Raw genomic sequence first — 19,238 nt, 5'->3', positions numbered from 1 at the left:
ATTTCCTTATTCATCGGATTTCCCCCTCGCTAACGAACGGTAGTGATTAAGTTTTGCTTGAAAGGCTCGAAAGGCGTTCCCACGTTCATCTCCGAGAACAAAGATCGATACACCTTTTTCACTCCACTGTTGATGGTGGGTTTCATTTCTTGAAACGATCGCATAAGGAATGTTCGCTCGTTTCGTAGATTCAAATAGTTGTTCTACATGATCTTCTACATCTGGATGATCAAGCTGCCACGGTACGTGTAACGATTGGGATAGATCTGCAGTACCTTCTAACACGAAATCGATATGTGAGCACGATACAATTTCGTCTCTCTGCTCTACCCCTTCGACACTTTCAATCATCGGTATGAGCATCAGTTCTTCATTAACTGTGGCAATGTATTCCGTTAGTGAGTGCTTTCCGAACTGACCAGGACGACCACTATTTAGACTTCTCATTCCCTTAGGATGATAGAACGTATGTTGAACCGCTTGTTCAACCTCTTCTTTCGTCTTTACATTCGCAATGACAACCCCTGCTGCACCCGCGTCCAATACTTTCAAAATATCTTGGCGGTTGACTTCGGCTAAGCGAACTAGAGGAGTCGTTCCTGTCACTTCTGCAGCACGAATCATGTTCTCAATCATTTCTTTGCTGCTTGCAGCATGCTCATGATCAATAATGACAAAATCAAACTCTGCATAACCGAGCAACTCAACCATCGTAGGGTGGGGGGTAGACACGAACATGCCAAACACCTTTTCGTTACGGGCAATCTTCTGCTTTAAGAGATTGACTCGCATTCTACCTGCCTCCTTGCTAGTAGAAGTGGGTTCTCTACCTGTGAAAAGTACAATTCACCGTCGCCAAATAATCGACGCTTTGTCATTTGTTCAATCTTTATGTCTTCACCGAAGAGATCGTAGGCTTCACAACGTTCTTGATCAAGATTCACTTCATGTTGATAGTCTAGAATGACGTTCGTACACATCTTCCAAAACATTTCTTCATCAATCTCATATCGTTCAAAGAAGAACGCGATTTCTGTCATGCAGATAAAGTAAAACGCATCGTAAAAATAATCACGCACATCGGTTAAGGCGTCGGCTTCAAGGAATGAATAACGGTTAACCTTTTTATGGGCCTCAGGCTCAGAAATAAGCACGGGTTGGTTCTTCGGACCAAAATGTGAATGTGGTACAAAACGAACCCCGTCATGCAAGTCTTTTGCAACGACTCGCTTCGGCCAACCATCTTCTAATATGACGATCAAGTTCTGGGCATGAGACTCGAGCGCAATGCCATGCACATAAAGCAAATGCATTAATGGTTTAGAAACGACTTCTATTAGTCGGTTCAGCCACCTCTTCGCCCCGTATTCGTCAATAAACGCTTGAATGATTGGAACCCCGTTCTTCTGAATGTGAGTGACCGCATTTAATGGGAATGCTCGTTCATTCTCATTCACATAGGTGTTTATATTCTCGCGATAAATCACACCTAAGTTCCCGTATAGTTGCTTTTGTTCAAGTTGAGTCGCTTTTTATATTCGAAAGCAGTCCCTGCGACCTCACGTAAAATATTGAATGAATCATCTTTAAAGTACGGGTCCTCGTCAATGATGGAATGTAGCCACTCACTAATCTTTGCGGCGTTTTGGATAGTGTGACTCGCTAATATTCGGCTGGATGATGTATTGGTGATGTTTAACGGAAGTTTTAGATACGTCGACTCAGAATAATTTCTATTCGTTAACGAACGTAGAGATTGATGGGCTTGGTAAGAAACCGATGAACGACCTAATAACACAACACTATGATTTTCTATCGCTTGGAGAAACTTTGATTGTAAATCATTCTCCCATTGCCACGGGTGGACAGGAATCCAATACATCTCTTCAGGTGCTTGTCCTGAATCTTCGATGTACTTTATAAATCGCTGCTGATCCTCAAGAGGAAGGTGTTCGTCCAAAAGTTCTTGCCAATCAAATGCTGCGAGTTTGGTTGCTTTTACAAAATCTTGATGTACTGCGAGCCAAAACGGGAAAATCGATTGATTAAATTCAGGCCCGTAACGTTCATTATCTTCTAATGAAAACCCCATTCGTGATTTATAACTCGGATGATACGGATGACCTTCGATAAGAAGACTTTCAATATCATCAAAGGAAAGTGAATTTACTCGTTGAGGTTCTTGCTGTACTCGTAACGCTTGTGCATCCTTTGCATACGTTTCAAGCAACTCCCGGATGAACGAGGAAGCTTGATTCTCATGGAATTGATTCTGAATCAACTCTTCGAGAAAGACATATAAATCTTCACACGTTTCGTCGTTGCGCTTAATCGAATAAGGATCAATTTTTATCCGATGAAACGAATGCTTTTGAGTAGTCTTAAACGTATAGATGACCTTGGACCCTTCTTCATTTTCTCCGTAAACGGCCCAATCACCATTCGTATGCGCATACGATACGATTCCCTCAAACAAAAGAGCTTCTAACGTTTGGCGCATGATCCGGTCTCTTACTTCTCCCGGTAGATTACGGTTATTGGATTTCAACAGGTTGTTTTGGTACATCTAAATCCCTCCGTGTGGTGTGCATGACATTGTTGACGCGCACAAATGATGGCGTTTCTCCTTTACTCAATAAACAGCTAACCATGTTTGTCTTCGCAATAAATGATTCTGATTCACGTACCTGTTTTACAAATTGATTGTTCGTCTGCTTATATTCTCTGTCCAAAACTTCATCGACCCGTTGCCAAATCTTCTGCTCGGACACGTTGCATAATTGCGCAACGACATGAATTAAAGAACCTAGATGATTAACGAAGAAATAATAAATCGTTCTCTCCCTTGCTGCTTGAGTAGAATAAAACAAATAGGAATGCTCATCATCGGCATCAACGTACGTTGCTTTCTCTCGTTCAACACTTACACCTTCAAGGTCCCGAATGATGAATTGAACAGGTAGCCCATCGTCCAATGTGACAAGACAATTTTGTAAATGAGCTTCAAAGTGCACGCCCTTATCTTCAATTAAGCGGACAATTGGTACTAATGAAATCTCTAAATACCGTACAAACCAATCTTCTATATCAATTCCTCCAACAACTTGTTCCAATTGGTAACAGTCCGTTGACGGATTCCATTCAACTAAACTAGACGCAATCATCGTCCGACTCGTATCAAAGTTTACGGGCCGATATGCATACGTGAACATTGATTTTAACTTTTCATCATCAAAGTGACAGGATGCTGTCGCTGTTTCATATGAAATTTGCGTGTACGGTTCGTCAAAGAAACACTTATTGTCCATTAAATAGCGGGTCGCTTGAAGCGTTCGTCTCATCTGCTCCACAGTGTTGTTACGCTTCAAGTTCGTAATTTGCACATCTAATGGCAATTTCAAATTGCATGTCATCGCAGGCACATACACCGTTCGCACTGAAGATGTAGGATATGCCATCGGTCCGAACTTCCCTAAAAATTGTAGTGTACCTTCGCGTATTGCCACTTTAATCTCTGGCACACGTTGAACGTGTTCATACTGCCAAGGGTGCATCGGTAAAACCCGATAGTCATCATATTGGTCGCCTAAATGTCGTTTCACCTCTTTCATTACCGGATCTGGGAATTGAACCTTTTCGTGGACCCATTTTTCAACATAGGCATCTTCTTTCACAGCCACATAACCAAGCTGAAAGGCTGAGTGGCATTCCGGGCTGTAGCGGTCAATTTCTTCTGCGTAGAACCCTTCACGGTTTTTTGGGAAAGGATGAAAAGGGTGACCGTGAATGAGAGATTGTTCTGAACTAATGTAATCATGAACCGGTCGATCGTTCATTTGATTAAGGAAAATGTTGAGCTTATGAAAACTATTGCTCACTTTTTTTAGAAATACCATTTTCTCAGATTGCGAGAGTGTCGAATGGCTCGATGCTAATTCTTTTACGATTAAAGAAGCAATATCCATATAATCAATACGTTGGTGTTTGATGAAGTAGCTTTGATATTCGTGTTCTCCCATTGCTGAATAGTACGTTAACTTCCCAGTAATTGTTGCTCCACTTGCTGGGAATGGAATTTCATAGTAGTGATTTTCTTGGTTATAAATAAACGTGCCTTCACATTCTCTTAGGTAACAATTAAGCAATGTTTTACACGTATGTTCGTCTGCATACGTCCATGGATTACGATTCATCGTTATCTCCTCACCTAGTTTTCGTTCGATTTGTGATAACTTTGGTTAACGGTAACGTCACGATCATTAGAAATCCGAGTAACAGCCAGAGCTCTTGAAGCGCTTGCCATTTAGCCTCCGTTACAGGCATTGATGACTCAAGGGCAGCCCACCTTAAATCAAAGTACATCGTTATGAAGATAACCATGACCATCGATGAAAGCCGCTTCAACGTATTGGATAACGCCGATCCATCGTGCCAATCTTTCTCTTCAAGTGCATGCAGACCAATCGTTACGACGGGTGAGTTCGATAGACCCATTCCAATTCCCCGAATAGCCATAATGACAATCAATACAAATAAAGGTGCATGAGTTGGAACGAACGCTAGAAATAGGACTGAAAGTGCGGTTAGTAGAATGCCTATTTTGACAAAAGACATCGATTGTTGATCAATCTTTCGCCCTCCATACCAAGCAAAAAGACTCGCAAAGATTGCTGCAGGGATATACAGTGCACCAGTAACACTTGCACTGTAAGAAAATACATCTTGCATCATGAGGGGAAATAGAATTAATACACCGAACATGACTGAATGTTGTACGGTCACAATGACGACCGACGCTGTGTATAGTCGATTCCGAAACAAGTGCAAGGCAATCATAGGTTCAGAAGCATTTCTCTGATTTCTTAAAAATAGATACAGTAGACCAATTCCTAGAATTAAGAAAAGATATGGCAGCCAATACGTAAGGTTTGCCGTGCTCATCAGCTGTAATCCTAAGCAGATACATAACAATGAACAGGCGAACACGCCAATTGTATATGGACTCGTCTTTTTCCTTGGTACTGCTCGTTGCTCTGGTAATTTCAAGACTCCTATTACACTGACAAAAAGTGCAAAAGGAACCATGAACCAGAATAAATAGTGGAACTTACCCAAATCTATGAGCACGCCACCTAAGAATGGTCCGATAGCAGGCGCTGCTGTTAATACGAGCCCCCACAGTCCTGAAATCCTTCCATGAAAGGATTGCGGGTAAAGAGAGAACAGCAAAACGAGCGAAAGGGGAATCATAATTCCTGCCGATACGCCGTGCAACAACCTCACTAAGGCAATCGCAATAAAAGAATCATAGAATAAGGCGCCATATATTGAGGATGCTAACAAGATGAGAGCTCCACTAGTAAATAATCGCTTTCTCCCCCAAACTCTTGATAGGTACGCAGCAATTGGCATCGTTACCGTCATCGCTAACAAGTAGATCGTAATTAACCAGCTTGCTTCCGATGTCTTTATCTCATACAAGTTCGATAAACCTGGAATAAGCACATTAAATGCACTGTTGGTCACAACTAAAGCAAATCCTGTACCAATGATAGCTGCAACGACTATATACGTAGGTTTCTCTTTGTTGTGTAACGTCATGTTATTGTCTTTTTGAGAAATCGTATTTAACCGTTCTAACGATCATCGCCTCCTTGTTTTTCATCTACTCTCACTTTAATTGAGAATGATAATCACTGTCAATTAGTCTTTTGGATTCAATTTCCAGCTATGAGTTCTGGCACATAAAGCTGAAATGACGCAGTACTTCATACATCTATCGTCCAATGGAAATCAATCTTTTGCGCCATAATTCAAATAGGATAATGATCTATAGGAGGGAAAGGTGTTATGTTTTAAGCGGTTAAGGCTTAGACAATGAGAATGTGGCCAAAGCAATTGATAGTGCAGGGGATAAGAGACGAAGACGGAAATCATAAAACTAACAAAACGAATGCTTGAGTCAGTCCTAAACAGGTCAGCTCAAGCATTCGTCTATTTTTACGTGATCGATTCATTTGAGGTAAGAACTAGTGGAGAGAATGTGGTTTAAGTTACGACGAATCAATAAATAAGTTAAATCAAAAGCAACCCAATGGCAATCGGGAAAAACGTCCAGAGAAGAATAATGACGCAGAATCCCATAATGTCACGAACTTTTAATCCAGCGATTGCAAGAAGTGGCAACGTCCAAAACGGCTGAATCATGTTTGTCCATGCATCTCCCCACGCGACTGCCATCGCCACACGCGCAGGTTCCGCTCCTATTTCATAGGCAGCACTCATCATAATTGGACCTTGAACCGCCCATTGACCACCGCCCGAAGGCACGAAGAAATTCACAATGCCAGCGGAAATGAACGTAAACAGCGGAAAGGTAAACTCCGTAGATATCGCTATAAACATAACCGACATCATCTCACTTAGTCCAGAGCCGACCATCATCCCCATGATTCCTGCATAAAACGGAAATTGTATGATGATTCCTCCTGCATTTTTGACTGCTTCAGACACAGTCTTCAAAAACCTTCTTGGTGTCCGATGGAAAAGAATACCGAGAAACAAGAACGCAAAGTTCACGATGTTAATATTCAGATCTAATCCATTATTAATAAAATGCATGACTACAAATATAAGTCCTAAACCACCAATAACAATCGAAATGATTTGACTGTTTTCCAAGCGATCTGCCGGCGTGAGACTCTCCGACGGTTCCTCCTTCACCGCTGCTTCTTCTTGAATTATGATTGGTTCAATTTTTGTTGTACTGTCAGCAGCTCTCATGAGCAAACGATTCATTAATGGCAACATAATGACAAGAACAACGACGATAAAGATATTAAATGGAGCAAGCAATGTATCCTGAATCGCAATCGTTCCCATCGTATCTTCCAAGAAGTGTCCGGGAGTTGCAATTGTTAATGGAATTGATCCGGACAAGCCACCATGCCATACGATCATGCCACTATATGCAGACGCAACAAGCAAACGAAAATTCACCGTAGGTACTTGTTGTACAACATGCTTTGCAAACAATGCCCCTATTACGAGACCAAATCCATAATTGATTAAACAAGCGATACACGCAACAAAGGTAACGAGCATGATGGCTTGTCCTGGGGTATTAGCAAAAAGGGCTAATCGAGCAAGAATTGATTTGACGATACTTGTGTTCGCTAATATGTAACCGGTTACAACGATGAGTGACATTTGCATCGTAAATTCTAGTAAACCCCAAAATCCATCTCCCCATAGCTGTACCATCTGTACAGGATTGTTCGGTGTGATGAAAATTCCTAATAGAAAAACGATCAATGTTAAAACTAATGCGAAGATAAATGCATCCGGCAAATACCTTTGTACGAGCCTGTCTGAGAACCTTGTAAGCGCAGTAAACATTATTCCGCCATCCCCTTCTTATTATTTTGAATAATCTTATCATTGCGGTATTGAAATAGAAAGAACAACTGGCTCCATAACAAAACGCGAGCCCTAAACTTTTCGACTCGCGTTTTGATGATACATTTAGACGATACGCTTTTTAGAACTTAACCGACCTCTTCCTTTCTTCCCTCGATTCCAAAACGAGACGAGGATCGGCCCCGAGATAATTTGCCAAACTGAGAAAATCGCACTTGGCAAAGCCGCCAATGGGCTGAAATGTAACGTTGCTAGTGTCCCGCCAAGCCCAGAGTTCTGAATCCCTACTTCAAATGATATCGTACGTCGTTGTTCTTCGTTAAGCCCACACCACTTGGCAACGATATAACCGACGAAGAGTCCTAAACCGTTATGAAGAATAACAGCTACGAATAGTAGCAATCCAACCGTTATTAAGTTCTCTTGATTCACAGCAACGATAGCACTGACAATCAATACAATCGCAAAGATCGAAATGTTCGGAAGAGCTGTCCGTCCAAGGCTTGCGACCTTCGGAAAGAAATAGTTAATAAGAATTCCTAAACTAACAGGAACGATAATCACTTGGACGATTGACAAAAGCATCGAGCTCGCATCAATTGGCATCCACTGATTCGCCAACAGCAGAATCATCAATGGCGTCATAATCGGTGCAATGACTGTTGACACTGTTGTCATAGCAACCGATAACGCAACATCTCCTCTTGCTAGATAGACCATTACATTTGAAGACGTACCTCCTGGACATGCTCCGACCAAAATTAGTCCTGCCGCTAATTCAGGTGGCAGCTGAAAAAGAACAGCAATCCCAAACGCAATCAGTGGCATAATGAGAAATTGACCAATCCCCCCAATAAGCATTGGAAGTGGTCGCTTAAAGACAATAGAGAAATCTCTAAGCTTTATTGTTAAACCCATAGCCAACATAACGACTCCTAATAAATAAGGAATGTACGGACTTAACCAGCTAAACAGTGGAGGGTATAGTAACGCAATGACACTGAATGCGACAACGATAAAAGCAAAGTATTTTTGGATGCCACTCATACCCACACCTCAATTCCTAAGATTGACGATACGAAACCGCAACGTTTTTAAGTTGCGTGTAATTTTGCAACGCTTCTAAGCCTTTTTCTCTCCCATAACCACTTCGTTTGTAGCCGCCAAATGGCATTTGAATTCCCCCGCCAGCACCATAGTTATTAATAAACACTTGGCCTGATTCCGCAGCTTCTGCAATACGGTGGGCTCGCCCGATATCATTCGTCCAAATTCCAGTAACGAGTCCATAATCGGTACCATTCGCAAGCGCGATCGCTTCTTCTTCGGTCTTGAATGGATGAACCGTGATGACAGGTCCAAAGACTTCTTCTTGCGCAATGGGGTGACCAGCATCAATCTTCGTAATGATTGTTGGTAGATAGTAGTAGTCATCTTGCTTCGTCCCACCGGTAATGATAGTTGCTCCGTCCGCTTTTGCTCGTTCAATGTATCCGTCAATCTGTTCAACTTGCGCATCGGTAATAATCGGCCCTAGCTGATAATTCTCTATGCCAGGTCCGATGCTCAGCTTTTCGAAGTTCGCCTTTAATGCTTCGACAAACCGCTCTTCTATCGACGCTTCTATAATTAACCGTGAACCTGCTGAACACGTCTGCCCAGCGTTTTGCGTAATGGCATTCGTCACCGTTTGTACGGCTTGCTCAAAGTGACAATCACTAAAGACGATCTGAGGTGACTTCCCACCTAGCTCAGGTGTGACTGCTGTAATTTGCTTCGCAGCCGTTTGCATAATCGTACTTCCGGTCTTAACTGAACCGGTGAATGCAATATGGCGAACGAGTGGGTGGCTTGCTAAGGCTTGTCCTGCTTCTTGACCCGTACCCGTCACTACGTGATAGACACCCGTTGGAATTCCTGCTTTTTCCATGCTTTCTGCTAATAAAAGAGCGGTACTCGGCGTTTGTTCTGCTGGCTTAACGACCGTCGTATTCCCCATCGCAATGGCAGCTGCAACACTTCTCGCTGTAATTTGAACCGGGTAGTTCCAAGGGATAATGTGAGCTGTAACGCCGAGCGGTTCTCGTACAGTATAATCCAATATCCCCGGTTCAATTGGAATCGTTTCACCGAGCACTTTATCTGCCATCGCTGCATAATACTCGAAATAACGGGCTGCCGCTTCGACATCCGCTTCACTTTGCTTGAGTGGTTTCCCGACGTCTAACGTTTCAGCCTTAGCAAATTCTTGCAGACGCTCTCGTAAGTCTGCTGCTACTTTATGTAGACAATACCCACGTTCGTGCGGTTTAAATGAACGCCACGCTTCTGAATGAAAGGTTTGATGAGCCGCCTCGATCGCTTCATTTACGTCTTGAACACTTGCTTTTGGTACTGAATAATGCACATCTCTCGTAGCAGGATCTAAAACGATGAGTTCCTCTTCCCGCTTTTGCCAAACGCCATTAATATACATTGGCTTTTGCATGTTACAGCCCCCTTCCTCCGTCAATTCGCAATGTCGTTCCAGTAACCATACTGGCATCATCACTGCAAAGGTAGATAATCCCTGTGCTAATGTCTTCAGGTCGAATGAGTCTTCCTAAAGGAACGCTTTTCTTGAAGACATTCTCTTTAACTTCATCAATGTTCTGATCGACGCCAGCAAACTGGCTAATCATTGCCGTATCAGCAGGTCCTGGATGCAAGACATTTGCTCGTACACCATATTCCGCAAGCTCAATGGCAATCGCTTCTGTAAATGAGACAACCGCTCCTTTGGATGCAATATATGCATTCAACCCTGGACGTGGTCTTACTGCTGAGACGGATGCCACATTCACAATTGAACCCCTTCCCGCTTTCTTCATGACACGGCTTGCCGCTTTACACGTTAAGAAAACAGACGTTGAATTAATTTTATGAATCCGTTCCCAGTCATCCAATGTTACGTCCTCAAGAGGGGTGGCTGATTGGGCAATGCCTGCTAAATTCACGAGCGCGTCAACATGATCGTAACGTGCAACAACTTCCGAAAACGCTTGATTCACTTCCTCTTCCTCTCCAAGATCAACACGTTGATAAAAATAGCGCTCATTTGATACGACCGCTTCGTCTGCTAAATCGAAGCCCGCAACAATCGCTCCTTCTGCCAAGCTATCCTCAACAAGTTGCCTACCCATTCCTCCGTTTGCTCCTGTAACGACAATGACTTTCTGTTGTAGTTTCATACAATCGCCCCTTAATTGTTATTTAATTCTGATAGTATTTCTTCTGTTACTTCCTTTGTAGATAACGTTCCTCCGATATCTGTTGTCGTGCGTTTTGATTGAATGACTTGCTCAATCGCATCCATAACAAGGTCCCCAAGTTCGGTTTCACCGAAATGATCGAGCATCAATTTAGCCGTCCAAATTTGTCCAATTGGGTTCGCAATTCCTTTTCCAGCAATATCAGGCGCTGAGCCGTGAACAGGTTCAAACATTGACGGGTACTTTCCATTAAGGTTAATGTTTGCCGCTGGCGCGATTCCGACACTCCCCATAATCCCCGCTCCGAGATCTGTTAGGATATCTCCAAACAAATTGGAGGCTACAATCACATCGAATCTGGCCGGATCCGTAACAAAAAACGCCACGAGCGCATCAATATGTTGTGAATCCGTCTGAATATCGGGATAATCAGATGAGACTTCTTGAAACACTTCATCCCAAAATGGCATGGAATGGTAAATCCCATTCGACTTCGTTGCACTCGTCACGTGACCTTTTCTTTTATTGGCGAGTTCAAAGGCGTAGTGCATCGCTTCACTCATCGCTCGGCGTGAGAAGAAGTTGTTCTGAACAGCGATCTCATCTTTGCCTTTGTACATTTTCCCACCGACCGTGCTATACTCTCCCTCACTGTTCTCCCGAACAACGATCAAATCAAATTCTTTCGGATTAACGAGTGGCGAATGAACACCTTGAATGATCTTCGCAGGGCGAATGTTCAAGACTTGCTCGAATTCTCGGCGAATCGTTAAGATCGACTCCCAAACCGAAATATGATCTGGTACTTTTGTAACGTCCCCAATTGCACCGAGAAAGACGCTATCATATTGACTCAATCGATCAAGTCCGTCTTCTGGCATCATGCGTCCATGTTTGACGTAGTAATCACAATTCCAATCAAATGTATCGAAAGAAAACGTCATTCCTCCATGAATCTTTGCCACAGCTTCCAACACTCGCATCGCTTCTGGTACGACTTCTACCCCAATACCATCTCCTGGCATGCAAGCTACATCGAATTTCTTCACATTACCCACCTCATCTTTAAGCGCTTTTGTAGTTCGTAAAAAAATCTTCCCATTACCTAATTCCTGATTCAATTCGTAGATCCTCTAATATTTTTATAAAATAGTGAATTTTAAACTACAAAATTATATTACTCTACATTCACATCAAAAAAACGCCCCGACAGGAGCGTTTTTATTAGCAATCAAATTCTTACTACGTGTTCTTATTTAGCGGGCGCAACGGGTAGATCGGTCGTTCTTCTTTTCGTTGTTGGGAACGCTGATCTTCGGCTTCTTTTTGCAAATGCACTTGTGCGTCTAATGGCTTCTTCCCGCGCTTATCGACTCGTTTATAGCTACCATCTTCTTGTAAAATTCTCGTCTTCACATTATCTGACCACATCGTTTCAAACAACTGGACGATCCGTGTTTTTGCAGCATCGTCGTCAATTGGAAACATCGTTTCTACACGAGCATCTAAATTCCTGACCATAAGGTCAGCACTTGATAAATACACGTTCGTTCCAACTTCTCTCGTAAACAGAAACATTCTCGTATGTTCCAAATAGCGCCCAACGATCGATTGCACCTCAATGTTCTCGCTTAAGCCAGGCACGTTCGGACGCAGACAACAGATCCCTCTAATTAGTAAACGAATTGTCACCCCTACCGCTGATGCTTTATACAACGCATCAATAATTGCCTGATCAGACAAAGAGTTTAATTTCATTGCAATGGTAGCACTCCTCCCTAGCTCCTGGTCATCAATTGCAGCATGGATGAACGCAAGCACTTGATTTCGTAATGAGTATGGCGCTGTAATGAGTTTATTAAAGAGCGTCGGTTCAGCAAACCCAGATAACATATTAAACAACGCGGAAACATCAAACCCTAATTGACGGTTTGAGGTCATCAATCCTAAATCAGTGTAAAGCTTCGCGGTTTGATCGTTATAATTGCCGGTTCCTAAATGGACGTACCGGCGAATACCATCGCTTTCACGACGAACGACAAGCAATAGCTTCGCATGGTTTTTAACCCTAAAACGCCGTAGATGACGTGACAGCCTGCTTTCTCTAATTGCCTTGCCCAGAGGATATTGTTCTCTTCATCAAACCGAGCTTTTAATTCTAATAGTACGGTCACTTGTTTCCCGCGTTTTGCCGCCTGTTCAAGTTGACGAATGACCGGTGAATTGCCAGATACCCTGTACAACGTCATCTTAATGGCAAGCACAGCGTCATCGTCTGTCGCTTGTTGCAACAAGTTTAGGATCGGTTTAAACGATTCGTATGGATGATGCAACAGATGATCTGCATTTTTGAGTTGCTCAAATATCTCCCCATCATCGAGGGCTGCATCTAAATACGGGACATATTCTTTGTAAAATAACGATCCATCCTCAGGCAATAACGGTGCAATTTTAGGTAAGAACGTTAGATCAACTGGACCACGCAGTGTGAAGATCATCTTCTCATCAATCGAGAACGAATGGGTTAGCTCGTGATGCATCTCTTCCGAAATTGACCCTTCTATATCTAACCGAAGCACTTCTCCCCGCTCGCGAATGCGGAGTTGCTTTTTCATCTCGTTTAATAAGTTAATGGCATCGCCTTCTTCAACTTCAATGTCCATATCGCGGATCACACGGTAACAACAACTTTCAATGATGCGGTATCCTTGGAACAGATCAGACATGAAATATTGAATTACATCTTCAAGTAACACCCATTCCCTCGCCTCATTATAAGGAATTTGAACGATTCGACTCAAAACAGAAGGAACCTCAATCGTCGCAAACTTCACTTGACTCGCTGGATCGTTCTTGTTCTGAAGCCGCACAGCAATATGAATCGACTGATTAGACACGAAAGGAAATGGCCGTGAAGAATCCACCGCAAGCGGAGTCAACACCGGGAAGATTTCCTTTTTAAAGTACAGATGAAGTTTCTTCTGCTGTTCAAGAGGCATTGCCGAAATGGATACAAAAGATACGCCAAGTTTTCGCAACGCAGGCAGTAACATGTAGGAATACGTATTGTATTGCTTACGAACCATTTGTTGTGTCCAATCATAAATCCCTTCGATTTGCTGTGTGGCAGTTAACCCTGAAATCTCAACATCTGAAATTGCCATTTGCATCTGATGGTGCAACGTTGCAACACGTACCATAAAAAACTCATCCAGGTTACTTCCCGTAATCGATAAAAACTTCAGACGCTCCATTAATGGATTGGATCGATCTCTCGCCTCATCTAGCACCCGTTCGTTAAAGGCCAGCCAACTAAACTCTCGATTAATGTACTTTTTATGCAAGAGCATTGCTTCGAATCTCCTTAAACGTAAAATTCATGCCAAATACACTTTCAAAATAAGAAGCTTTAGTAGCCAAAACCCAACTTTCTAACGTGATTTCATCATTCGAGTAAAGATCGAGATGAACGTTCTGCTTTGCAATCGTCACATTCAAACGGGTGATTTTCTGTTGTCGGCTATCGTCTAATGCATCCGAAATACGTAGAATTGCCGTTAACTTCGCAATGATTACCAATTGTTTTTCAGGCAAAGCTTGAATGTGCAAGGGGTCATTTAATGGGGTTAAGCTGCTATGATAGCGAACACAATGAGCAATAATTTGCTTCTCCTTGTTTGAAAGTCCGATAACTTCCATTTCGTTTATTAGATAATACGAATGCAGGTAATGATGATTCATAGAGACTAAGTTACCAATGTTCCGTAACACACACGCTACTTGTAGCAACAATCGCTCTCGATTTGAAAGCTTGTGAATGTCACGCGTCTGATCAAACAAACGTGTCGCATAGCGTAGCACCGCATCGTTGTTCAGCTTCGAGCATTGGAAGCGCTCTGCAATACGCCATACCGCCGTCATTAAATCTTGTTCGAACGCAAGTAACGCTCGCTCATTCTGTGCAGCAATTAACCCGTCACACAAATCCGAGCCTGAACGATGCAATTGTGACGCATTCGTCCACTGCAGCATCAGTTTCAAGATAATGACCGACGGTAACAGTTGCAAATACTCCGCTCTAGACACTTGGAACTCCGTCGTAAACGCTCTCGGCTCTTTCTCATGCAACTGTGTATAAACTTCGTGGAAATGATCTACTGTTAGTTGTTCATAGGCTTGAAACAATTGGTTAAATGCTTTCAAATCTGTGCCAAACACAATTAAATGCTTTACGTGTTTTGTAGATTCAATCGTCGGTTGCAAGCTTTCAATCTTACTTAAAATATAATCTTCTATCAAATCTTGGTGGCGATCAATTTGATTTTCCATCCGTGTCACAACTTCTTGAATTCGAAGCGGACCTAGTTTCAAATGTTGAGAGAATACGAGTTCTTCTCGTTGATACATCGTCAATTGGATACTGCCGCTGCCAATATCAACGAGCAAAGCGCCCTCTTTAAGCCATTCTTGATAATTAGGCACATGTTCAGCTACCGCCAGCTGATGGTATTGCCTCTCCTCCGCATTGTCCAACCAATACCAGGAAAATCCAGTTCGATTAAACACATAGTCTTTCACATACAATGCGTTTTCCGCTTCACGGATTGACGCTGTAGCAAAAACAAGCATATCTTGAATGGCGAATTCTTCAAGCTTGATCCGAAAACCGTCTAGTCCTCGGCACATTTCTTTTAAGGTCGTTAATTCAATTAACCCTGCATGATAAATATCATGTCCAATTGAGACACGGAACTGCAACGTCTCCTCAATCACTCTTGTCTTGCTTTCATAGATTTTCAGCGTCATGATTTGAGAACTGATCGTAATGATGCTGCATTCAATTGCCATTCACCCCTTATTAACGCGTAGTGTGTAACGATTGCATCTCATCTATTAATCGATAGAACACAACCGCAGTTTGTGCACGAGATGAGCGTTCGCTAGGTGAGAGGACACCGTCTCGTCCTTGGTAAATATTCATGCGATAAAGCATATTTACATAAGGTTGTGTCTCTTCATCGATATTGTCAAGATCTGTAAAAGGCGCCACATCGAATTGTTCAGGTCCATATTAAACGTATGCTCAAGCATTCTTCCTAGAATTCGAATGGAATGAAAACCCACATGATGCTATTGACAAATCCTTGTGATTCCACGCTCTCGAGGTTATGACCAATAATATTACAGGATCATTAATGCGTGATCCTAAGTATTATTATGTTTTTTCCCTTCGTCTCTATTGTAACGATTGTATTGCCCTATTCGGAAAATTTAACAAACTCTCTATACAATCTTAAAAAAGCGATCAAAAAAAGCGTCCTAGGCAGGACGCTTTCACTTTACGTTGATCGTTTTAACTTCCCTAAATGCATAAGGTATTGATCTCGCTCTACTAAGCGGTCTTGAATGATGTCGCTCGAATACGAATAAATGCCTTCGGTTGTCTTCGTACCGAGGTTCCCTTCATCAATTGCCGTTTGGATGAAATCAGGAACTTTCGTGTTTTCTGATAGCGTAGGCGCGAGGTTCTCAACGACGCTTTTCCAAATGTCCAGTCCACCAAAATCAGCCGTTTCAAGTGGTCCAGCAAAACCCCAACGAAACCCAGGGCCATCCGTTACTGCAAGGTCAATACTTCTGGCATCCGCAACGCCTTCTTCAAGGAGATAAAATGCCTCTCTCACTAGTGCCGCTTGCAATCGATTCGCAACAAACCCAGGAATGTCTTTGTTAAGTAAGATTGGGCTCTTCCCAATCTGCTTCATGAACGTCATCGTTTCATTCACCACATGCTCCGTCGTCTGATCTCCTCTAACGACTTCAACGAGCGGTACAAACTGTGCCGGATTGAAGAAGTGTGTAACGACGAAACGCTCTGGGTTCGTTGCCCCTTCTGTCAAATCTTTCATTGAAAATGTTGATGTATTCGACGCGATGACTGTCTCTTGTGAGACGAGTGCTTCTAGTGAGCGATACAATCCATGTTTTAGCTCCAGTTTCTCCGAGATCGCTTCAATGATAAGCTCACTCTCTTGAATTGCCGTCTCCAAATGAGATGACAACTCAAGAAACGTTAGCGTTTCTTCCTTTTCTTGCTCACTGAGTAGTTGTTCGTTCACTTGCATCGTTAAATTGCTTTCAATAAACGACTTGGCTTTTACTAACGATTCTTCATTGATATCAAATAATACAACCGGAACCTTTGCCTGAGCCACACGCTGTGCGATCCCATGCCCCATTACGCCAGAACCGATGACCGTAACTTTCTTCATTGTCGTAATCTCCTCTCATCGTAAGAAAACGGCCAGCAAGCTGACCGTCTCAACATTATTGAACTGTATAGCCTCCATCAATCGCATTGGCTTGACCTGTAATGCCTTTCGACTGTTCCTTCGCTAAGAATAGCGCATAGTGCGCAATCTCTTCTGTCTCAAGCAGACGTTTTTGCGGGATGAGCGGATAGAAGATGTCTTCTAATACTTTCTCTTCGCTCACATTCCGCTCCTGTGAAAGATCATCCAACTGCTTTTGGACAAGGTCCGTACGTACATAACCTGGGCAAAGCGCATTGACTGTAATGCCATGAGCTGCGCCTTCTAAGGCGGATACTTTCGTCAAACCGATTAACCCGTGTTTTGCACTGTTGTATGCTGATTTCCCAGCATAGCCAATGAGACCGTTAATGGACGCCATGTTGATCACACGCCCATATTGTTGTTCTTTCATGATTGGGAACACTTCTTTAATTAAACGGAACGGTCCCGTCAACATAATGTCGATCATGCGCTCAAACGTCTCCGTCGGGAAGTCTTCCACTGGAGACACGTACTGCATGCCTGCATTGTTGACGAGGATATCCAATTGACCGTATTGCTCCATCGTTTGTGCGACTGCTCGTTTAATGTCTTCTTCACTTTGCACGTTGCACACAACCCCGATCACGTCGTGACCGGCATTTTCAAATTCAGTTACTCGTGTCTTGATTGCGTCTTCGTTCATATCACTAAGCACGACTTTCGCTCCTGCTCGTGCATAGGTTCTCGCAATCTCTAATCCTAATCCGTTCGCAGCCCCTGTAATAAAGCTACGCGCCTTGTAATTCTGTCATAATTGTCACGCCTCTTTCGTTCAATATTTCTTAGATTCCTAGTCCAAGTGAGAATAAGATGATCGCTAAAATAACACCGATTACTGGAACAAGTACCGTTACCATCGCAAGTGGACCATAAGCAACACGATGAGATTCACCACATATCGCTCGAATTGTCGTTACAACGTATCCACCGTGAGGAAGTGTATCAAGTGCACCTGACGAAATCGCAACAACACGGTGAAGTGCTTCAGGATTGACTCCTGCATCCAAGTAATGAGGAGCAATAAGCGGCAATGCAATTTGTTGACCACCCGAAGAAGATCCGGTTAAACCAGCGATAATACCTACAGCCACCGCTGCACCAACTAATGGACTGCCTTCATAACCCGTTACAATATCAACAGCTGCCGAGAATGCTGGAGTTGCTTGTGCTACGGCACCGAAACCAACAACGGCTGCCGTATTTGTAATCGCTAGAAGTGCACCGATTGTTCCTTTCGAAGCAGAACCCCATACATCGGTTAAGTATTTACGGTTTAATATCCACGTAGCAAAAATACCACTCGCCAACGCGATAATTAATGCTGAATGCTCTAATGTGTCGTGGAACAAGAATGAAATGACGAGCACGACTACTAATGGAATGGCTGATAAAAATGGATTTGGTAAATCTTCATTTGTCGGTTCAGGATCACCCGGGCGCTCATCAAACGCCTCACCCTTTTTCACCGCACGATTGATCATCCATTTAAGTAAGTAATACCCAAAGAAAATCATAAAGATTGCAACAATCAAACTTACTTCCCAACCTGCATACGGTGACGTACCGAGAAACGGCATTGGAATCCAGTTTTGAATTTCTGGAGACCCTGCAGACGTCATCGTAAACGTTACAGAACCAAATGCAAGCGTTGCCGGAATAAATCGTCTCGGCAAGTTCGCTTGACGGAACAAGCTAAGTGCTAAAGGAAAGACTGAGAATCCTACAACAAACAAGCTTACGCCACCGTACGTTAAGATCGCACAGGCTGCGACAATCGCCGCTATGGCATACTTTACGCCAAGCTTGTCGACAACAAACTTCGAAACACTGTCCGCCGCTCTGGCATCTTCCATTACTTTTCCAAACATTGAGCCGAGTAAGAACATTAAAAACCACTGACCAACAAAGTTCGAAAATCCAGTCATGTAGTTTCCTACAAGGTTCGGATCCCCTTCTGCTACCAATTGTGGGAACAGCGGAATACCATTTAAGACAGCCATGAACAATGCACACAATGGCGTTGAAATTAATAAATTCCAGCCACGCATCGTAAGCACGATGAGCAGCGTTAATCCCCCAATTAAACCGATTAAGCTAAAAATCACCTTAAACCCTCCTAAAACTTCATTTGTAAGCGATTACATATTTATGTTGCAAGAAGTGTGCCAATATTTAGAGGTCGATTTAGCAAGGTTTTCACGTATACGATTCG

Annotated in this window: 16 protein-coding genes and 1 pseudogene; all 17 read right to left on the bottom strand. The window is 42.9% G+C overall.

Annotated features, from left to right (window positions below):
- Window positions 1-6: 6 nt before the first annotated feature.
- Window positions 7-792 carry an HpcH/HpaI aldolase/citrate lyase family protein gene (locus JCM19038_RS08420; protein WP_042416658.1) on the bottom strand — a complete coding sequence of 262 codons (786 nt, stop codon included), beginning with the start codon at window positions 790-792 and terminating at the stop codon, window positions 7-9.
- On the bottom strand, window positions 774-1,487 hold the full coding sequence (locus JCM19038_RS08415) for an IucA/IucC family C-terminal-domain containing protein (protein WP_152549374.1): 714 nt from the start codon (window positions 1,485-1,487) through the stop codon (window positions 774-776). The genes JCM19038_RS08420 and JCM19038_RS08415 overlap by 19 nt, the downstream gene beginning before the upstream one ends.
- A gap of 2 nt (window positions 1,488-1,489) precedes the next feature.
- A complete protein-coding gene (locus JCM19038_RS08410) occupies window positions 1,490-2,566 on the bottom strand; it encodes an IucA/IucC family siderophore biosynthesis protein (protein ID WP_042416651.1) in 1,077 nt (358 codons plus the stop codon).
- Window positions 2,535-4,193, bottom strand: coding sequence for an IucA/IucC family siderophore biosynthesis protein (locus tag JCM19038_RS08405; RefSeq protein WP_042416649.1), 1,659 nt, complete (start codon window positions 4,191-4,193; stop codon window positions 2,535-2,537). Before JCM19038_RS08405 ends, JCM19038_RS08410 begins: the two co-directional genes overlap by 32 nt.
- 10 nt (window positions 4,194-4,203) lie before the next feature.
- Window positions 4,204-5,601 carry an MFS transporter gene (locus tag JCM19038_RS08400; RefSeq protein WP_042416647.1) on the bottom strand — a complete coding sequence of 466 codons (1,398 nt, stop codon included), beginning with the start codon at window positions 5,599-5,601 and terminating at the stop codon, window positions 4,204-4,206.
- A 474-nt stretch (window positions 5,602-6,075) separates the two neighbouring features.
- Complete coding sequence (locus JCM19038_RS08395; RefSeq protein ID WP_042416646.1) at window positions 6,076-7,398, bottom strand: short-chain fatty acid transporter; 1,323 nt, start codon at window positions 7,396-7,398, stop codon at window positions 6,076-6,078.
- Window positions 7,399-7,524: 126 nt separating this feature from the next.
- Window positions 7,525-8,466, bottom strand: a complete 942-nt coding sequence (locus JCM19038_RS08390) for a bile acid:sodium symporter family protein (RefSeq protein ID WP_042416643.1) — start codon at window positions 8,464-8,466, stop codon at window positions 7,525-7,527.
- Window positions 8,467-8,482: 16 nt separating this feature from the next.
- Window positions 8,483-9,907, bottom strand: coding sequence for an aldehyde dehydrogenase family protein (locus tag JCM19038_RS08385; protein ID WP_042416641.1), 1,425 nt, complete (start codon window positions 9,905-9,907; stop codon window positions 8,483-8,485).
- A 1-nt stretch (window position 9,908) separates the two neighbouring features.
- Window positions 9,909-10,649 (bottom strand): SDR family NAD(P)-dependent oxidoreductase, encoded by a 741-nt coding sequence (locus JCM19038_RS08380; RefSeq protein WP_042416638.1) that lies wholly within the window; start codon window positions 10,647-10,649, stop codon window positions 9,909-9,911.
- Window positions 10,650-10,660: 11 nt separating this feature from the next.
- Window positions 10,661-11,719, bottom strand: a complete 1,059-nt coding sequence (locus JCM19038_RS08375; protein WP_042416943.1) for a tartrate dehydrogenase — start codon at window positions 11,717-11,719, stop codon at window positions 10,661-10,663.
- A 193-nt stretch (window positions 11,720-11,912) separates the two neighbouring features.
- Window positions 11,913-12,563 carry a phospholipase D-like domain-containing protein gene (locus JCM19038_RS23480; RefSeq protein WP_238554350.1) on the bottom strand — a complete coding sequence of 217 codons (651 nt, stop codon included), beginning with the start codon at window positions 12,561-12,563 and terminating at the stop codon, window positions 11,913-11,915.
- A 42-nt stretch (window positions 12,564-12,605) separates the two neighbouring features.
- Window positions 12,606-14,020, bottom strand: a pseudogene (gene ppk1 / locus JCM19038_RS08370) (polyphosphate kinase 1); the annotation flags it as partial.
- On the bottom strand, window positions 14,007-15,518 hold the full coding sequence (locus JCM19038_RS20635) for a hypothetical protein (protein ID WP_052361293.1): 1,512 nt from the start codon (window positions 15,516-15,518) through the stop codon (window positions 14,007-14,009). The gene JCM19038_RS20635 and the pseudogene ppk1, both read right to left, overlap by 14 nt.
- Window positions 15,519-15,528: 10 nt before the next feature.
- Complete coding sequence (locus tag JCM19038_RS25415) at window positions 15,529-15,720, bottom strand: S-layer homology domain-containing protein (protein WP_081831701.1); 192 nt, start codon at window positions 15,718-15,720, stop codon at window positions 15,529-15,531.
- Window positions 15,721-16,009: 289 nt separating this feature from the next.
- Entirely contained in the window at window positions 16,010-16,942 is a 933-nt protein-coding gene (locus tag JCM19038_RS08360; RefSeq protein ID WP_042416635.1) for a 3-hydroxyacyl-CoA dehydrogenase family protein, read from the bottom strand.
- A gap of 55 nt (window positions 16,943-16,997) precedes the next feature.
- The gene (locus JCM19038_RS08355) at window positions 16,998-17,750 is read right to left on the bottom strand and encodes a 3-hydroxybutyrate dehydrogenase (RefSeq protein ID WP_042416632.1); all 753 of its coding nucleotides are present in this window, start codon (window positions 17,748-17,750) and stop codon (window positions 16,998-17,000) included.
- A gap of 58 nt (window positions 17,751-17,808) precedes the next feature.
- On the bottom strand, window positions 17,809-19,128 hold the full coding sequence (locus JCM19038_RS08350) for a GntP family permease (RefSeq protein ID WP_152549383.1): 1,320 nt from the start codon (window positions 19,126-19,128) through the stop codon (window positions 17,809-17,811).
- Between the last annotated feature and the right edge of the window lie 110 nt (window positions 19,129-19,238).

The sequence above is a fragment of the Geomicrobium sp. JCM 19038 genome (assembly GCF_000698125.1).
GTDB lineage: Bacteria > Bacillota > Bacilli > Bacillales > Marinococcaceae > Geomicrobium_A.
This window is presented reverse-complemented; position numbering and strand designations above follow the sequence as displayed.